12 protein-coding genes are annotated in these 14,896 nt (G+C 46.2%); 5 read left to right on the forward strand and 7 right to left on the reverse strand.

Going from position 1 to position 14,896, the window contains the following annotated elements; all coding sequences use genetic code 11:
* Nucleotides 1–17: 17 nt before the first annotated feature.
* The 4 genes from H8K36_RS19590 to H8K36_RS04880 all read left to right on the forward strand — a co-directional run bounded on the left by H8K36_RS19590 (nt 18) and on the right by H8K36_RS04880 (nt 3,677).
* Entirely contained in the window at nt 18–1,157 is a 1,140-nt protein-coding gene (locus H8K36_RS19590; RefSeq protein ID WP_186914820.1) for a DUF4214 domain-containing protein, read from the forward strand.
* A 158-nt stretch (nt 1,158–1,315) separates the two neighbouring features.
* A complete protein-coding gene (locus tag H8K36_RS04870; RefSeq protein WP_186914819.1) occupies nt 1,316–1,720 on the forward strand; it encodes an SRPBCC family protein in 405 nt (134 codons plus the stop codon).
* A gap of 278 nt (nt 1,721–1,998) precedes the next feature.
* Nucleotides 1,999–2,922, forward strand: a complete 924-nt coding sequence (locus H8K36_RS04875) for a methyltransferase domain-containing protein (protein WP_186914818.1) — start codon at nt 1,999–2,001, stop codon at nt 2,920–2,922.
* 194 nt (nt 2,923–3,116) lie between these two features.
* The gene (locus tag H8K36_RS04880; RefSeq protein WP_186914817.1) at nt 3,117–3,677 is read left to right on the forward strand and encodes a DUF4124 domain-containing protein; all 561 of its coding nucleotides are present in this window, start codon (nt 3,117–3,119) and stop codon (nt 3,675–3,677) included.
* Here the strand turns inward: H8K36_RS04880 and H8K36_RS04885 are convergent.
* Nucleotides 3,674–5,020, reverse strand: a complete 1,347-nt coding sequence (locus H8K36_RS04885) for a sensor histidine kinase (RefSeq protein WP_186914816.1) — start codon at nt 5,018–5,020, stop codon at nt 3,674–3,676. The genes H8K36_RS04880 and H8K36_RS04885 overlap by 4 nt on opposite strands.
* A gap of 283 nt (nt 5,021–5,303) precedes the next feature.
* Here H8K36_RS04885 and H8K36_RS04890 point away from each other — a divergent pair, with 283 nt between their 5' ends.
* Nucleotides 5,304–5,696: a hypothetical protein gene (locus H8K36_RS04890; RefSeq protein ID WP_186914815.1), complete on the forward strand. Its 393-nt coding sequence runs from the start codon at nt 5,304–5,306 to the stop codon at nt 5,694–5,696.
* A gap of 110 nt (nt 5,697–5,806) precedes the next feature.
* Here H8K36_RS04890 and H8K36_RS04895 read toward each other — a convergent pair whose 3' ends face one another.
* The 6 genes from H8K36_RS04895 to H8K36_RS04920 all read right to left on the reverse strand — a co-directional run bounded on the left by H8K36_RS04895 (nt 5,807) and on the right by H8K36_RS04920 (nt 14,801).
* The gene (locus tag H8K36_RS04895; protein ID WP_222611114.1) at nt 5,807–7,591 is read right to left on the reverse strand and encodes a DUF885 domain-containing protein; all 1,785 of its coding nucleotides are present in this window, start codon (nt 7,589–7,591) and stop codon (nt 5,807–5,809) included.
* Between the two features lie 167 nt (nt 7,592–7,758).
* Nucleotides 7,759–8,847, reverse strand: coding sequence for a VCBS repeat-containing protein (locus H8K36_RS04900; protein WP_186914814.1), 1,089 nt, complete (start codon nt 8,845–8,847; stop codon nt 7,759–7,761).
* A 204-nt stretch (nt 8,848–9,051) separates the two neighbouring features.
* A complete protein-coding gene (locus tag H8K36_RS04905; RefSeq protein WP_186914813.1) occupies nt 9,052–9,402 on the reverse strand; it encodes a YggL family protein in 351 nt (116 codons plus the stop codon).
* Nucleotides 9,403–9,578: 176 nt separating this feature from the next.
* Complete coding sequence (locus tag H8K36_RS04910) at nt 9,579–10,847, reverse strand: NAD(P)/FAD-dependent oxidoreductase (protein WP_186914812.1); 1,269 nt, start codon at nt 10,845–10,847, stop codon at nt 9,579–9,581.
* A gap of 127 nt (nt 10,848–10,974) precedes the next feature.
* Nucleotides 10,975–13,392: an alpha/beta hydrolase family protein gene (locus tag H8K36_RS04915; RefSeq protein WP_186914811.1), complete on the reverse strand. Its 2,418-nt coding sequence runs from the start codon at nt 13,390–13,392 to the stop codon at nt 10,975–10,977.
* Nucleotides 13,393–13,541: 149 nt separating this feature from the next.
* Nucleotides 13,542–14,801 (reverse strand): dicarboxylate/amino acid:cation symporter, encoded by a 1,260-nt coding sequence (locus H8K36_RS04920; protein WP_186914810.1) that lies wholly within the window; start codon nt 14,799–14,801, stop codon nt 13,542–13,544.
* Between the last annotated feature and the right edge of the window lie 95 nt (nt 14,802–14,896).

Here is a 14,896-nt window from a genome sequence, read left to right on the forward strand (position 1 = left end):
AAATAAGAGGAAGAATCATGCCTACCGTTATTGGAACAAATGGGAACGACAGTTGGAGTGTTGGCGAAGGTGGCACCTACGTCGTTGATGGCTTGGGAGGGATTGATACGCTCAATTTCGGCACATCTCTGAGAAACGAATATACCTTTAAGCAATTAGCGGATGGCGCGATCCAAGTTGATTCCGTGTCGGGTGCGAGTAGCCCATTCCATGCCACGTTATACAACATGGAAAAACTGGTCTTCAATAACAATCGAGACACATTCGATCTGACTCTTGCCTTTCCAGGAGGTATCAATGGCACCAGTGGTAACGATACGCTCAATGGCACCGCCAACAATGACAAGATTAATGGTTTAGCGGGTAACGATACAATTACTGGCGGTGCTGGCAACGATACAATAGACGGCGGCACTGGGACTGATATTGCAGCGTACGCCAGCAAGTTATCGAACTACACTATCACTAAGAGTGGCGCGACTTACACGATCAAAGCGAAAACAGGAACTGATGGTACTGATACGACCACAAATGTCGAGAGTCTCAAGTTCAGTGATATGACAGTCAACCTAGATGTCCATACTGTGGTCGCTAGCGCACCAAGTGCCAATGTGCAAAGCATCATCGAACTCTATGTCGCATTCTTCCGTCGCGTCCCGGATGCTGATGGTTTGGTCTATTGGATAGAGCAAATGAAGGCTGGTCAAACTATCAATCAAATTGCTGATAATTTCTACAACGCGGGTCTGCTCTTCCCAACTTTGACGGGCTTCGATGCCAAAATGAGTAACGCTGATTTCGTCAACCTGATCTACAAGAACGTCTTGGGCCGCACCGATGGTGCAGACGCTGGCGGTTTAGCTTATTGGACCGATCAATTAGCGACTGGCAAGGCTACTAAAGGAAAATTGGTAACCGATATTTTGTTCGCTGCCCATAGCTTCAAAGGTGACGCCACCTTCGGCTGGGTAGCAGATTTATTAGACAATCGCATTGCGGTGGCGAAGACTTTCTCCATCGACCTTGGCTTAGGCTACGTGCTGCCTGATGACTCTATTTTGCATGGTATGGAAATCACAGCTGCAGTAACTCCGACCAATACCAGCACTGCCATCAGCTTGATTGGCATTTCAGCTGCGGACATCATCTTGGTTTAGTTTATCTCTATCACGGGTAGCGAAGTCGTTTGCTACCCGCGCCACTTTTCAAACTCCCATTTTCCTCGCTAAGTTCGATCGACGATTTGTTGATTTGCCTATTATTGAACTTAAAATCCGGTGTAGGATAAACACTCTTTTACTTTAAGCGGACCGTCATGAAAATCACCGTCAAAACCTTAATATCTGCACCTATTTCCAAAGTCTGGAGCTATTACACGACACCCGATCATATCGTGCAATGGAATGCTGCTTCAGACGATTGGCATACAACCCGTGCCTCTGTCGACCTACGTGCCGGCGGTGCATTCTCTTCACGAATGGAAGCCAAAGATGGAAGTATGGGTTTTGACTTTGCTGGAACCTATGACCAAGTCATTGAGCCTTCCTTGATCGAATACAGTTTCGGTGAACGCAAAGCTGTAGTTGAATTCAAAGAAACAGAAGCTGGTATCGAAGTCAGCGTCAGTTTCGACCCCGAAACGGTGTATCCGGTCGAACAGCAGCAACAGGGTTGGCAAGCGATTATCGATAACTTTAAGCGACATGTAGAAACGAATTGATCACGATTTGATCACTTCATATCCCTGCAAGCAACCGGCCCTATCTTGCCCCCGAGCTAAAACCGGTTGCTAGAATCGTTTTTAGCGCAGCGCTCACGAACACCTGCAAACACAGCCACATCGAGAAATAACAGGCAAACACCCCTTTCCTCCGAGCTTCACATTTCACTAGCTCTATCATAATCAACGCTCATGCTCAGACCTTTGCCGCTGATGGAACGCAGCTCGCAAAATAGATGCTTTCCAATGTGAATTAACGCTGAACGAAAGGAATTGTGATGCTGATTGAACGCGAAGCCGAGAGTTGCTATTTAGGGCAATTCATTCCACTGCAATACCATCACAATATGCTGATGGACTCCAATCGTATGGACAATTTCAAAGCAGCGATTCAATACCGCGTATTTGAAGGGGCAAAAGTGTTAGAGCTCGGCGGGGGCACTGGTGTGCTTTCTTGGTTTGCAGCGCAAACAGCGGAAAAGGTCTACTGCGTTGAATTTAACCCGGACATGGTTGCGGAAGCGCGCCGCTTACTTGCATTGAACCACAGAGGTGAACGCGTACAGGTGATTCACGCCGATGCCTTCGAATATCTTCCACCCGAACCTGTCGACTTTGTTATCTGTGAAATGATTCATGTTGCGATGCTGCGCGAAAAGCAGGTCGAGGTCATCGAGAATTTCAAACAGCGCTATGCGGAAAAATTCCCAGGTCATATGCCTATCTTCATTCCCGAAGCAGTAGTGATGGCAGTCCAACCCTTACAGCAGCGTTACGATTTCTTGGGATTTCAAGCGCCGATCATTCAATTCCAATTACCTGGGGCATTTACTGCCGACACCACTGAACTAGGTCAACCGGCCTTATACAAAATTATCGATTTCACTCAAACCAACGAGAAACTGATCGAATGGGAAGGTCAAATTGCAATCGAGCATAGTGGTCAGTTAAGCGCACTTCGTTTTATCACCAAAAACATTTTAGCGATACGCGGAGAAGACAATAGCACCATCGATTGGCTTAACCACTATATGGCCTTGCCTCTCGCACGCCCTATTTCCGTGCGTGCTGGAGATCTCATTCATATTCGATTCGCCTACCGTACGGGTGCTTCAATTGACTCTCTACAAAATGCGATCGAAGTCGAAGTCGATCAAGTACAAAGCCCTTCTCGCTCACAGCCTATTCTGGCGAGCGTCTAAAAAGCACAGTCGCGAGGTCGACGAAGACCTCGCTGTGCTTGTCTATACATGCCAACAATGAGGTTTCAACGCCCAGAACGGCGGCCCATAAACGATCGTACCGAAATCGATGAATGTCAGTATAATTTGCCTTCACGCAATTCAGGTGCAGACAAACACTAGACTGTCTTTTCACATTTTCAAACGCCGACAAAATGGATAAACGATTCTTTACAGCTGCGATCCTTGTACTATCCGCCATCTCGGCAAACGCCAATGCGCAACTACATAAGTGTGTCAATGCTGAGGGGAAAGCGACCTACACTGATCAACCATGCGCCATTAAGTCGGGAGAGAAAAGTGCCGACGCCAATGATGCCGCGATTCGAAAAATTACGGCCATCTCCAAGTTTAAGGACGTAGGAAAGACCTGCTGGCAATTTGAGCATAGGGCGACCCAATGCTACGACGTTCAGAGTCAAGACTTGCGTACGGTTTTTCGCGAAAACTGCACGCTGCCTGCCAAGAAATTCGAAGAAGAGCAATACAAAGATCAACGTCGAACAAAGAAATACAACCAAGAAAATGAAGATGGTGATGATCTGGAGTACTCACATCGATATACAAGAAAGAGTCGTGCCGTCTTGCGTTGTGAATCACTCGACCGTGAGATATGGGATTTTTTAAACCAACAGTTCCCGAACAAAATTACCGACGCCGATCGCAAGATTATTGTCCATCAATTACAAATTACGCCGACAAAATCGAAATACTAGGTACACATTTCACTAGGAATTACTAGGCGCCAACTAGTACCACGTCCTATTTTTGTATCGACCGATATCGTGCCCCCCAATAACTGGGTCACGATATTGTAGGCGATATGCATTCCCAACCCGTTGCCCCCCTGTCCCAATTTCGTCGTAAAAAATGGATCGAACACATGCTTGACGACATGCTCGGGCATTCCACATCCATCATCTGAGAACACAATTTCAATGTGATTCTCTTGATTGACACTGGCGTCCAAGACCATATGTCCTTCAGTCCGTCCCTCAAACGCATGAACAAGCGCATTATTAATAAAGTTCACGATAATCTGGGTAAGTGGACCAGGGTAACTCTTCATCTTCAAATCGGCTGGAACTTGAATATCCAATTTAAATGGCGATCGTCGCAAGGTTGGCCCCATTGCTAATAGAACTTCATCGATCACTTCTACCAATACAAACACGCGTTGCTGCTCAGTCGCTCGATCAACGGCAAGTTGTTTAAAGCCCTGCACCAGTTTTCCAGCACGCTTGAGATTCGAGACTAAGACATCACTCCCCTTGGTCACAAAATCGACATGTTTGTCGAGCAAACTACGCGTCACTTTTTGTGATGAATGGATAGAAAAATGTTCGATCTCTTCACGTAAAGAAGTTCCAACCAAGAGAGCATTTCCAATTGGGGTATTAATTTCATGTGCAACCCCTGCCACCAAAAAACCAAGGGAGGCGAGTTTCTCGCTTTGTACCAGTTGACGCTGCGCCCCACGTAATTCGCTCAAAGCTTGCTCTAAATTTTGATTGGCGAGTAATAAATCATGGGTGCGCTCTTTCACCTTTTGTTCCAATTCAGCGGTACCTCGCATTTCCGTTTCGGCTAATAGCTTTTCAGCACGCTTTCGTTCGCTAATATCTAAACGAAAACCAATCACACCACCATCGGAGGTTTTGCGATCAGATGCCAATATCCACGTATCAGGGCCCATCAAGTATTCATCATCACATTCGTCAGGATTGAGATGCTGTGTCACCCTCGCATTAACATAGGCATCTTCACTCAATTCGGTGCGGCGATGAAATTCACGTCGATAGAAGGTCCGCGCGATTTCGCTATACGGAGTGCCTGGAGTAAGGATATCTGCTATCTCTGGATAAATTTCGCGAAAGCGACGATTACAAAAAACGAGGACGTCGTCTGGGCCATACATCACCAACCCCGATTGCAAATGGTCTAAAGCTTGCAAAATACGTGTTTGCCATGCGCGAGTCTGTTGAAGTTCGCGTCTTAATGTTGCGATCAGTTCGGCGTCTGATTGGGGCACCTGTGAGTTCGAATCTGGTTGCGACATGATCGGTTCCCGACATCTCAACTTTGAATTCACCAATCTGAGCTGAGCCAACAATTGAGCCGCAGATGGTATGATTCGAGTATGCATCAAAATCAAGAATGTCAGGTGATAAAATTTGGAGAATGTCGGTTTTTGCCAATCCCAAGTAGCGATAAACGCAGCAATACCGTAGAAAATCGTGCTGTCTTAAACATTCTAAAAATGTAAATTTTCTTTTTGAAATGCTTTTATATCAATCACCTCAATCGCGCGAGTCCCACCGTATTTTCTAACTTTATCAACCATGCTAAAACGTCTTCTTCTGATCATTTGTTTCGCTGGGATTGCAGTCTATTCAGTCAAGATCTATCAACTAAAAGATACGATATCGTTTCAACCATCCGGCAAAGCAGACTCGCCTTCGATTGTAAAGAAAGCGAGTTTGCTACGATTGAATTTCTATATCGAATCAGATAATGCCGAGTTGCTGCAGCGCTGCCAAAATATGTTCGCGGCAAGTACTGACAAGATCACAATGGAAGCGCACGCCACCAATCCTAAACTCGCGATCCTGCACGTGGTACGTGATTTCGCTCCAGAGAAATTACCTGAAATAGTGCAACTTCAAACTAAAGTAAAAGAGGCAGGATGTCTTGCGGGTCCACGCAATACTTTTATTTACGCACCACTAAGATAATTCGCGTGTAAGCATGGGCGAGAAAAGAAAAACGGCGACTTCAAAATGAAGCCGCCGTTTTTCTTGAATGAATCAAGCGCTCAACTTGCCCTAATTGGCGCTAATTGGCCTTATTTGGAATGCGCAGGAATGAACTCTTGTTGTACCGCTTGACGCAATACTTTTGCTGGCACCAAGCCTTGCGCTAAAACGAAATCGTTAAACGCCTGACGATTGAATTTTTTACGCAAAGCGACCTCTGCTGCCTGACGCGTTTCCATCAACTGCTGATAGCCATAGAAGTAGGAAGTTGCTTGACCTGGAGCGCGGAAAGTATAGCGTTGCATTTCTTGGGTTGCCATCCCTTCAGACAAACCTACCTCATCCATCAAGAAGGATTTCACCGCTTCTGGCGTGATTTGACCTAAGTTGACCATAGGATCGAGGAAGGCACGAGCCGCACGCTGAGCGCGCGCTTGCAAAGCAAATAACTGACCATCGCTAGGTTCAAATGGTTGCATTTCTGCTTCTGCATACAATGCCCAACCTTCAACGTTGACGCTATTAAAGGCAAACACCGCGCGCGCTGTCGATACACCCGCTTCGATCATTTTGGCAAATTGCAATTCATGGCCTGGACGCGCCTCATGTGCAGTCAACGTCCATGTACCGCCTTCGTGCGTAAAGTCGTCGAATGCCAAGGATTTTCCTCCCGCACCTGCGGGAATACCTGTGGTCAACACGAATTCACCATATTCACCAGTATTGCCAATCAAACGTGGTGGGCTCATATGCGGTGCCGGTTGTTGGGCATTTTCTGCATCTGTTGCTAAACGAATTTTCGCTTTGCGATCTGGCAGTGACACAATATGTTGCTGGCGAATTGTGTTTTCTATTTGCAGCAAGCGATCTTCGTACAGAGGCATGACTTTGTCTTTAGCAATTTGCTGCTTCTTCAATTCACGAATCACTGCACGATAGTCAGCGTCTGGCAAGCCACGTTCCTTAGCGATAATGCCTGCCGTGATCTGCATTTGATTACGGATTTCTGCAAACGACGTAAGCGCTTTGCTGATCAATTCTTCTGGACCAATATCCACGCCGAACTGATGCAGATTGTCAGCGTACACCTCGGCTGGCAATTTGTGATCAGTCCGCGCGCGAGGCAAGACTTCTGCTTTGATCATGGCGTTATAGGCATTCAATTGCTGTTCGATCGCAGCAAACGATTTTTCCCAGCCTTTCAGTTCGCTCTTGGTCAGCAAATCTTTCATCCCTGCGATTAAGGCTGGTGCATCACTGAGCGCCTGCTCAACTTCACCTTTAAATGGGCCGATTAATTTTGGATTTGCCTTCAAGCGTTCAAACATGCGCTCTTTCGCCAATTCTGTAAAAGGACGATGCCCCTTCGCCAATCCCGCATATTTATCGATTCGAACTAACAGCGATTTTTGACGATCCTTAGGGACACGTGGGTCCAAGGTTTGACGCATCACGCCGAACAACATGCCAGTGACATCCATATAAGGCAAAAAGTATTTACGGCGCAAACCCTCGCTACGAATACTATCTTCAGCGCTCGAGATCAAAATCATCAAATCCTGCTTGATCTTAGGATCCGTTTCATTGCGCAAACGTTTTTGGTATTCAGCGATCACCGCACGCGTTTCTTTGATATTGATATCGAAGGTGTCACGCGACAAATCGGTGATTTGCTCATCCAAGCCGTCTACACCTAAGGCACCAGCGCCTTCTGGCGAATACTTACCCATCAGATTGAGCAAGATTTTGGCATTGTCATTACTCTTGGCCACCCACGTTTGTTCAGCCGCATACACAGGAGCCACGCTCAAACTGCAAAAGGCGCTTACAGCAAGCGCACCTAGAACGGCGCGCAACATTGTTTTTTTCTTCATGTATTTCTCGCTATTAAATGTAAAAATTAAGGGTGAGATCAATCACCTGCACGATGCAGGCATAGCAGCGAGTATCCACTCAAGCATGGTGAGCGTCAATTACCAAAGGGGTGAGCCGTCAAAAACGCGGCATCAAAGCCTATTTTGGAGGAACGAACGTAAAATGACTAAGCGACGAGGTCAATTTGCTGCAAGCTATGGGCCTGCCCGGCCTCGCTTAACCAAAGTCCACTCGAGCGCAGTTGGGCGAGTGGTTTATTTTGAGTATCATTCATAGAAAAACTGGTATTCACATTACCAAGGAAAAGCGCTCCAACATGCGCTTCTTTCAAGCTGGCGAGATGGTCCTTACCTGTCGCATTTTTTGTCCACACTTGCAATTGTTGATACACGGGATCGTTTTCGTCGATCCAACCGTTATGGTCAATATCGTACTGTTGCAACTCTCCGAAACCATTACCCGACTGTGGCCCGAATAACTCTTTGCCATCATCAATTTTGCCGTTCTTATTTTTGTCCAACGCTAAAAAACCAGCTCCATTGACGAATGAAATATTCTCTTTCTTTCCATCCGCATCCAGATCGAAAGAAAATTGTTGATCACTCAACTGCAAGGGCGATGCTGAAAAATTTAACACCAAAGGGTCAACTTTTTTTGCACTACTCGCAACGATGTCCGTGCTCGACACTTGTTGAAACTCACGCTGTAGTTCAAAGCTCAAATTGAATTTAATTTCGCGATTATCCGACGTTCGCACTACACCACTCGATTGAAATTGGACTTGCTCACTTTCCTTCACTGTCGTGCGCGCGTGATATTCTAATTCCCATGCCTGCGGCGACGGTCTAGATGATCGCACTTGTGGCTTTCTTTCTTCTGCCACATTCGATGCTGATTCACATTGATTGCATGTCGCTCTTGTACCACCAAACAATTTGATGTTTTGCCCCAACATGTATTCGATCAGCGTTTTAATGAGCTGCACACGAGGATCACTGCTTTCCTCTTCCGAGAGCTGCTCTACGTTGGTAGTGGGAGGTGGCGCAGTGAGCGATTGCTCATACTGCTGAAAAATTCTAGCAAGCTCTGAAATAGAGACATCGAGATCAAGATTTCGATTTTCCGCTAGCGAGTTCGGGTTGATTCTTGATTCGGGATTTTTGGTAACTTCAAGCTTCAGACTTTCCTCCACCGTTTTCTGGTAGGAATAGGAGGAGCTCGATGCCATCACAACATCGGACGATGCGATTTTCATAGTAAACCTCCGAACGAGCGGTCTTTAGCTTATCGGAAGCTTTCCAAATTCCTTTAATAGCTTTTTTTGTGGATACTTCCCTCCATCACAGGGAAAAACTATAAGCGAAAAAAAACCGCAAGCTTCTCGCGAAGTTGCGGTTTAATTTGGCGAGAAAAATTAGAACGAATTCAACAGCCCAGTTTTCCTCGACCTCATTTTGTCTTATGCGAATTCAGTATTCATTGGTGAATACCAGGCATCTTTCAATGCACCAACTTGTACGTTTTTGAATTCTGGACGAGCTTCCAACCATGATTTCAATGCAGCACGATCTTCATCTGTTGCAGAACCAGGGCCAAAACGGCAGACGAAACCACTATCAATCCAGCCGCTCAAAGCGAGATCGCGTTTTTCGATGACCTCATCGAGAAAAACGTGAATCAATTGTGCTTCTTGATCTGGGCTCAATACTTCTTTCAACTCAGCGACATATTCGAAACCGAACTCTTGAAATGCACCAACATGCATTTTCTTTTCTTGACGTGGCTTACGGGATTTTTTTGATGGAATCATTTTTTGCTTTCTTGGGAATGGGTCATGAATAGAAACGAAAAGCTGAAAACTCTTCCCCATTCATGATGTGAGGGCCCCATTGTAGTCAGTGTTGGGACATAAAACAAATATAGAAAGCAAAAAAGCATGCATTAAGAGTAACTATCTACCAAATCGATTCCCGATCACAAGAAATTTTACTGTCTTAGCCAATCGCGCAACTCGTAATACCAATAGGTCATCTGCGCACCAAGTAGCCCCAAATAGCCAAAGGTAGTTGGCGAACGATAGCGCTCTAAACCATCAGGAAGGCGCTGAGCGCCAAGAATCGCGCTGGCCAATACTTCCCCTGCCAAAGTCGTTGGCGCAACCCCATGGCCTCCAAAACCCAGCCCATACCAAACCCCATCCGCGAGTTGTCCAATCTGCGGCATTTTATGTCTGCCATAACTCATCAAACCACTCCACGCAAAATCGACACGTGTTCCTGCTAGTTGCGGATAAACCTTCAGCATATCTCGATACAGGAGCTCTTCTACTCGCTCAGGTGTACGCTGGGTTATCGAGATTCGACCACCCCACAAAATACGAGTATCAGGTAAAGGACGATAGTAGTCGAATGCGAAACGTGTATCGTAAACTGCTGCCTGCGTTTGCATGGCGCTGGCCAAGATCTCACCTAAGGGTTCAGTCGCCATCGCGTAGGTCGCAATCGGCAATACCGCACGACTCAACTGCGGATAAAGCTGCTCGATGTAACCACCACATGCGACGACGACATGTTTTGCTCGAATACTCTGCCCCGCATCTGTTTCCACAATTTTCATTGCGCCTTGATGTTTAATGGATCGCACGCGAGTCTGCTCGAATACTAAACCGCCCTGCTTGCTCATCACGCGCGCCAGACCTTGAGCGTATTTAAGTGGATGAAAGTGAAAAGCATTTTTCTCATGCAAGGCGCCGAAATAGCGATCAGTATGTAGCAGCTCACGCAATTGTTCTCTCTTAATCCAATCCCATTCGACGTCGAACGCGGAACGCATAAAGTCACGTTGCGCCAAGAGACTGCGATCATCATCGAACCAATTGGTCAATAAGACACCACTTTCATTCTTATCACAGGCAATGTCATAGCGTTCAATACGCTGGCGAATTAGATTTACCGCATCGATCGTCAATTGATATAGGGCACTCGCTTTCTGAGATCCCAACTGGCGCACAAGGTCTTTGTTATCAAGACTAAATCCGCCGAATACAAAACCACCATTACGACCCGAGGCACCATAGCCAACGTTTTCCGCTTCTAGGATCACGAGGTTTTTTATCCCTCGCTCCAATAAACCTAAGGCAGTTGCCAGACCAGCGAAGCCCGCACCAATAATGCAAACTTCGATATCGAGATCCGTTTCAAGCGGTGGATATGAATGCACATCTGCAGTTGCTTGATAAAAGGTCTGAGAAGTCATACGAAAAAACCTAGCCTGAGAAACTTTGATTGTCGCTCTTTGCTAGTTTCCTTTCAATGAAAATTGATGTAAAAAAAGCGATCATCAGAGACGATCGCTTTTTTCCATTAACGTCGAAATGCCTAAATCACTTCGTTTTCAAATCACGACCTTTCACTTCTTTTTCCATCAATTTGAAAATGCGGCGATATTCATCGAGCCAGCTGGTAGGCTCACGGAAACCATGAGGTTCAATCGGATACACTGCAAACTCAAAATTAGGATTCTTCAACTCGATCAACTTCTGCACCATGCGCACGCTGTCTTGGAAGAAAACATTGTCATCCAAAATACCAGAGCAAATTAAGAGCGGACGTTTCAAACCAGCGGCGAACTCGATTGGTGAACTGCGCAAATATGCATCAGGATCTACGTCTGGCGTATTCAAGATATTCGAGGTATAGCCATGGTTGTAATGCGCCCAATCAGCAACTGGACGTAACGCAGCCCCAGCTGCAAAAGCGTCGGTTTTAAACATCGCCATAAAGGTCATAAAACCACCGTAAGAGCCTCCATAAATGCCTACACGCTGCCGATCAACGTTGGCATTCTCGACTAACCAATCGATACCGTCGAGATAGTCTTCCAGCTCAGGCGTACCCATGCGTTGATAAATCGCATTGCGCCAGTCTCGCCCATAACCAGCCGAGGCACGGTAATCCATATCGATGACCACATAACCTTCTTGCACCAGCAAATTATGGAACATCATTTCGCGGAAATAATTCGACCACCCATAATGCGCTGCTTGCAAATAACCAGCGCCGTGAACAAACATCACGGCAGGTTTCTTCTCTCCAGTTTTTTTAGACGTATCTTGATAAACACGTGAATAAATTGGCGCGGCGCCGTGTTTAGAAGGAACGGCAACCACATCTGGTACGATCCAATTGATTTGCCCAAATTCTTTCGATGTGGAATCAGTCAAACGAGTTGCTTTAGCTTGTGGGCTCGTCGCTTGCACAAATAGGTCAGGTTGACGTGTGATGCTTGAATGCGTCAACAACAAGCGATCTTCGTTTGGAGACAATTCGTAATCGGTACCACCGTTCATATCGGTCAGTGCTTCATCAATTTTGCCATCGGTGGAGAGTCGATAAATTTCATGCTTACCAGGATGTTTTTTATTCGCACGGTAGTAGACCCAACGACCATCGCGACTGGCTTGGATGCGGTTCATCTCATATTTTCCGCTGGTGATTGCACGTACCTGCGCGTCTTGATAGGTGTAAAGTTGGCTATAGCCAGTTTCTTCAGACAAAAACCATAAAGTCTTGTGGTCGCGACTCCATAGCATTTCATTGAAATCACCGTCGTTCACCCATGCTTTATCAGTTAAACGATGTACCAACTGCCACTGATCTTTTTCTTTATTTTGCGTGTCGATTTGCAAGATCCAACGATCTTTGTTGTCCGCACTGAACAGTTGGAAGGCGACTTTCTGACCATTGAGTGACCAACGCGCGCCACGGAAGCCCACATACACTGCACGAGGTACTGCGGCTTTTGGCTCGGCCTTACCTAAGCGTTTTGCCGCATCTTTTTTCAGATCGAGTAAAGGATCTTCGTTAATGCCGGCCAATTTTTCCAGATTCAGTTTTTGCGCTTTATTTGCGGCGATGTCAATCAAATACACAAATTCATTGGCGTCTTCGCCTGTGCCCACTTTACTGCGAACATCATCAATTTTGGTGTAACCATCTGCGCTGACATAATGCGGCATTTTGTCATTACGGCCATCTTTGCGAGGTGCGGAAGTACTCAACAAGATATGTTTACCATCGGGTGACAAACTAAAACTACGGAATTCTCGCCCTTTACCTAAGTAAATTGGCAGGGGCGCACTACTGCTTTGTGAGGCCAATTCATGTTGTCTCGCCTCTACTTCCTTCTTATCAGTTTCGCGCTTCTTAATGATGTCAAACAAACGTGTTTGTTGCAGGGTCAAATAATCGGCATTGTCTTTTTTCGCAGCCGGATCATCATCATTCTTGATATTGACCAAGGTCACGGTCTCGCCGCTACGTAAGTTAAATAGATTTACCTTGCCATCTTGGCGGAAAGCGAGTTGTTCATGACCGACAAAGCCCAACAAGCCGGACATATCACCCGTGCGGCTTATTTGTGACTTCTTACCGTCTTTGATTACAAACAAATTGCCATTTCGCAGCCATGCCGCATAGCTACGATCAGGGCTAAAGAAAACTTGTTCACTTTCGACGCTAACACGCTCAGAAGCTGATAGCTTTACAGCGGGACCACCAGCAACCGGCACACGATAAGTATCACGCACTTCACTCCCATCAGCTTTACGCAGGAAGTAGACATATTTGCCATCGGCGCTGAAATAGGACCGTTCTGGCGCAATTCCCATCCAATCAGTGTTGGACATGATTTTCTCAAGGCTAAGCTGGGTCGGGGCCTGGGCAGCGACATTCGCCATGAAACCCATTTGCATGAGGCTTCCAGCAATTAACAGACAAGCACTTATTTTCTTAATTTTCATTATTTTCGCCCTTGAAGAAAATTGAGACGCCGACACGTTCAACGTATCCACCTCTCTCGAAATCTCACAGCACATAAAAAAACGCTGAGTTCTTTACAAAATTCAGCGTTCATTTGGACAAGTTATCGTAGGAAAAATTCCCGAGAATCTTAAGGAAGTTTTTGATTCGCTAAATCACCATCAACATGCTCACCTAATTCACCCTCCCACTTCGCCACAACGGCAGTTGCTAAGCCGTTACCGATGACGTTGGTCGCAGAACGTGCCATGTCTAAGAAATGGTCGACACCTAACAATAACAACAAGCCAGCTTCTGGGATATTGAATTGCGCCAACGTTGCTGCAATCACCACCAAGGAAGCACGTGGCACACCTGCCATCCCTTTTGAAGTCAGCATCAAAATCAACATCATTGTGATTTGGGTACTCAAAGACAGCTCAATGCCATAAGCCTGGGCAATGAAAACGGTCGCGAATGTGCAATACATCATCGAACCGTCGAGGTTGAATGAATAACCGAGTGGCAAGACGAATGAAGCGATACGATTCTTCACGCCGAAACGTTCCAAACCTTCTAACGTCTTTGGAAACGCTGCTTCTGACGATGCGGTAGAAAATGCCAATAAAGTAGGCATGCGCAACTCGCGCAGCAAGGCACCGATGCGCTTACCTAAGAATAAGTAACCGATGAAGATCAGGGTCAACCACAGTACAAAAATGGACAAATAGAATTCGCCCATGAATACGCCATAGGTTTGCAACACACCTAAACCACTCTTTGCCACGACGCCAGAGACAGCAGCGAATACCGCGATTGGGGCAAAATTCATGACGTAAGCAGTCACCTTCAACATGATGTGAGCCACACCATCGACAGTGTCGATCAAAGGCTTGCTGCGCTCACCAACCGCTGCTGCTGCTGTACCAAAGAAGATTGAGAACACCACAATTTGCAGAATCTCATTCTTAGCCATACCGTCAACGATCGAGGAAGGCACCAGGTGCGTGACAAACTCTTTCATGCTTAAATTCGAAGTGACGATTCCAGAAACCGCATCAGTCGCTGGCAACATCGCATGCATGGCGTCGCCAGGGCGGAAGAAGTTCACCATGACTAAGCCCAGTGTTAATGAGATCAAGGAAGCGAGAATAAACCACCCCAATGCCTTACCACCCACGCGTCCAACCTCCTTAGCATCGCCCATCTTCGCAATACCCACCACCAAAGTGGCGAATACCAAGGGCGCGATAATCATCTTAATTAAGCGCAGAAACATGGTCGTAATTAACGACATTGCATCGGCAAACTCGACGGGCTTTGCCATGTGTGTGTTTACGATGTAACCGACACCAATCCCGAGTACCAGTCCGATCAAAATATAAGTGGTTAAATTAAGGCGTTTTAGCATTTTGAAATCCTGTTTTGGAGTTGTGCTCTGTTGCACTTGTTATTGCTTTATTTACTGCTTCACTTGCGAGATTTTACACATAGTTTCGCGCTAGG

The sequence above is a fragment of the Affinundibacterium nitidum genome (genome assembly GCF_014284155.1).
Taxonomy (GTDB): Bacteria; Pseudomonadota; Gammaproteobacteria; order Burkholderiales; family Burkholderiaceae_D; genus Undibacterium; species Undibacterium nitidum.

Coding starts and splice junctions, on each gene's coding strand:
- H8K36_RS04875 (WP_186914818.1), top strand. CDS start 1,999: ATGCTGATTGAACGCGAAGCCGAGAGTTGCTATTTAGGGCAATTCATT.
- H8K36_RS04905 (WP_186914813.1), bottom strand. CDS start 9,402: ATGATTCCATCAAAAAAATCCCGTAAGCCACGTCAAGAAAAGAAAATG.
- H8K36_RS04895 (WP_222611114.1), bottom strand. CDS start 7,591: ATGAAGAAAAAAACAATGTTGCGCGCCGTTCTAGGTGCGCTTGCTGTA.
- H8K36_RS19590 (WP_186914820.1), top strand. CDS start 18: ATGCCTACCGTTATTGGAACAAATGGGAACGACAGTTGGAGTGTTGGC.
- H8K36_RS04900 (WP_186914814.1), bottom strand. CDS start 8,847: ATGAAAATCGCATCGTCCGATGTTGTGATGGCATCGAGCTCCTCCTAT.
- H8K36_RS04870 (WP_186914819.1), top strand. CDS start 1,316: ATGAAAATCACCGTCAAAACCTTAATATCTGCACCTATTTCCAAAGTC.
- H8K36_RS04880 (WP_186914817.1), top strand. CDS start 3,117: ATGGATAAACGATTCTTTACAGCTGCGATCCTTGTACTATCCGCCATC.
- H8K36_RS04910 (WP_186914812.1), bottom strand. CDS start 10,847: ATGACTTCTCAGACCTTTTATCAAGCAACTGCAGATGTGCATTCATAT.
- H8K36_RS04915 (WP_186914811.1), bottom strand. CDS start 13,392: ATGAAAATTAAGAAAATAAGTGCTTGTCTGTTAATTGCTGGAAGCCTC.
- H8K36_RS04920 (WP_186914810.1), bottom strand. CDS start 14,801: ATGCTAAAACGCCTTAATTTAACCACTTATATTTTGATCGGACTGGTA.
- H8K36_RS04885 (WP_186914816.1), bottom strand. CDS start 5,020: ATGTCGCAACCAGATTCGAACTCACAGGTGCCCCAATCAGACGCCGAA.
- H8K36_RS04890 (WP_186914815.1), top strand. CDS start 5,304: ATGCTAAAACGTCTTCTTCTGATCATTTGTTTCGCTGGGATTGCAGTC.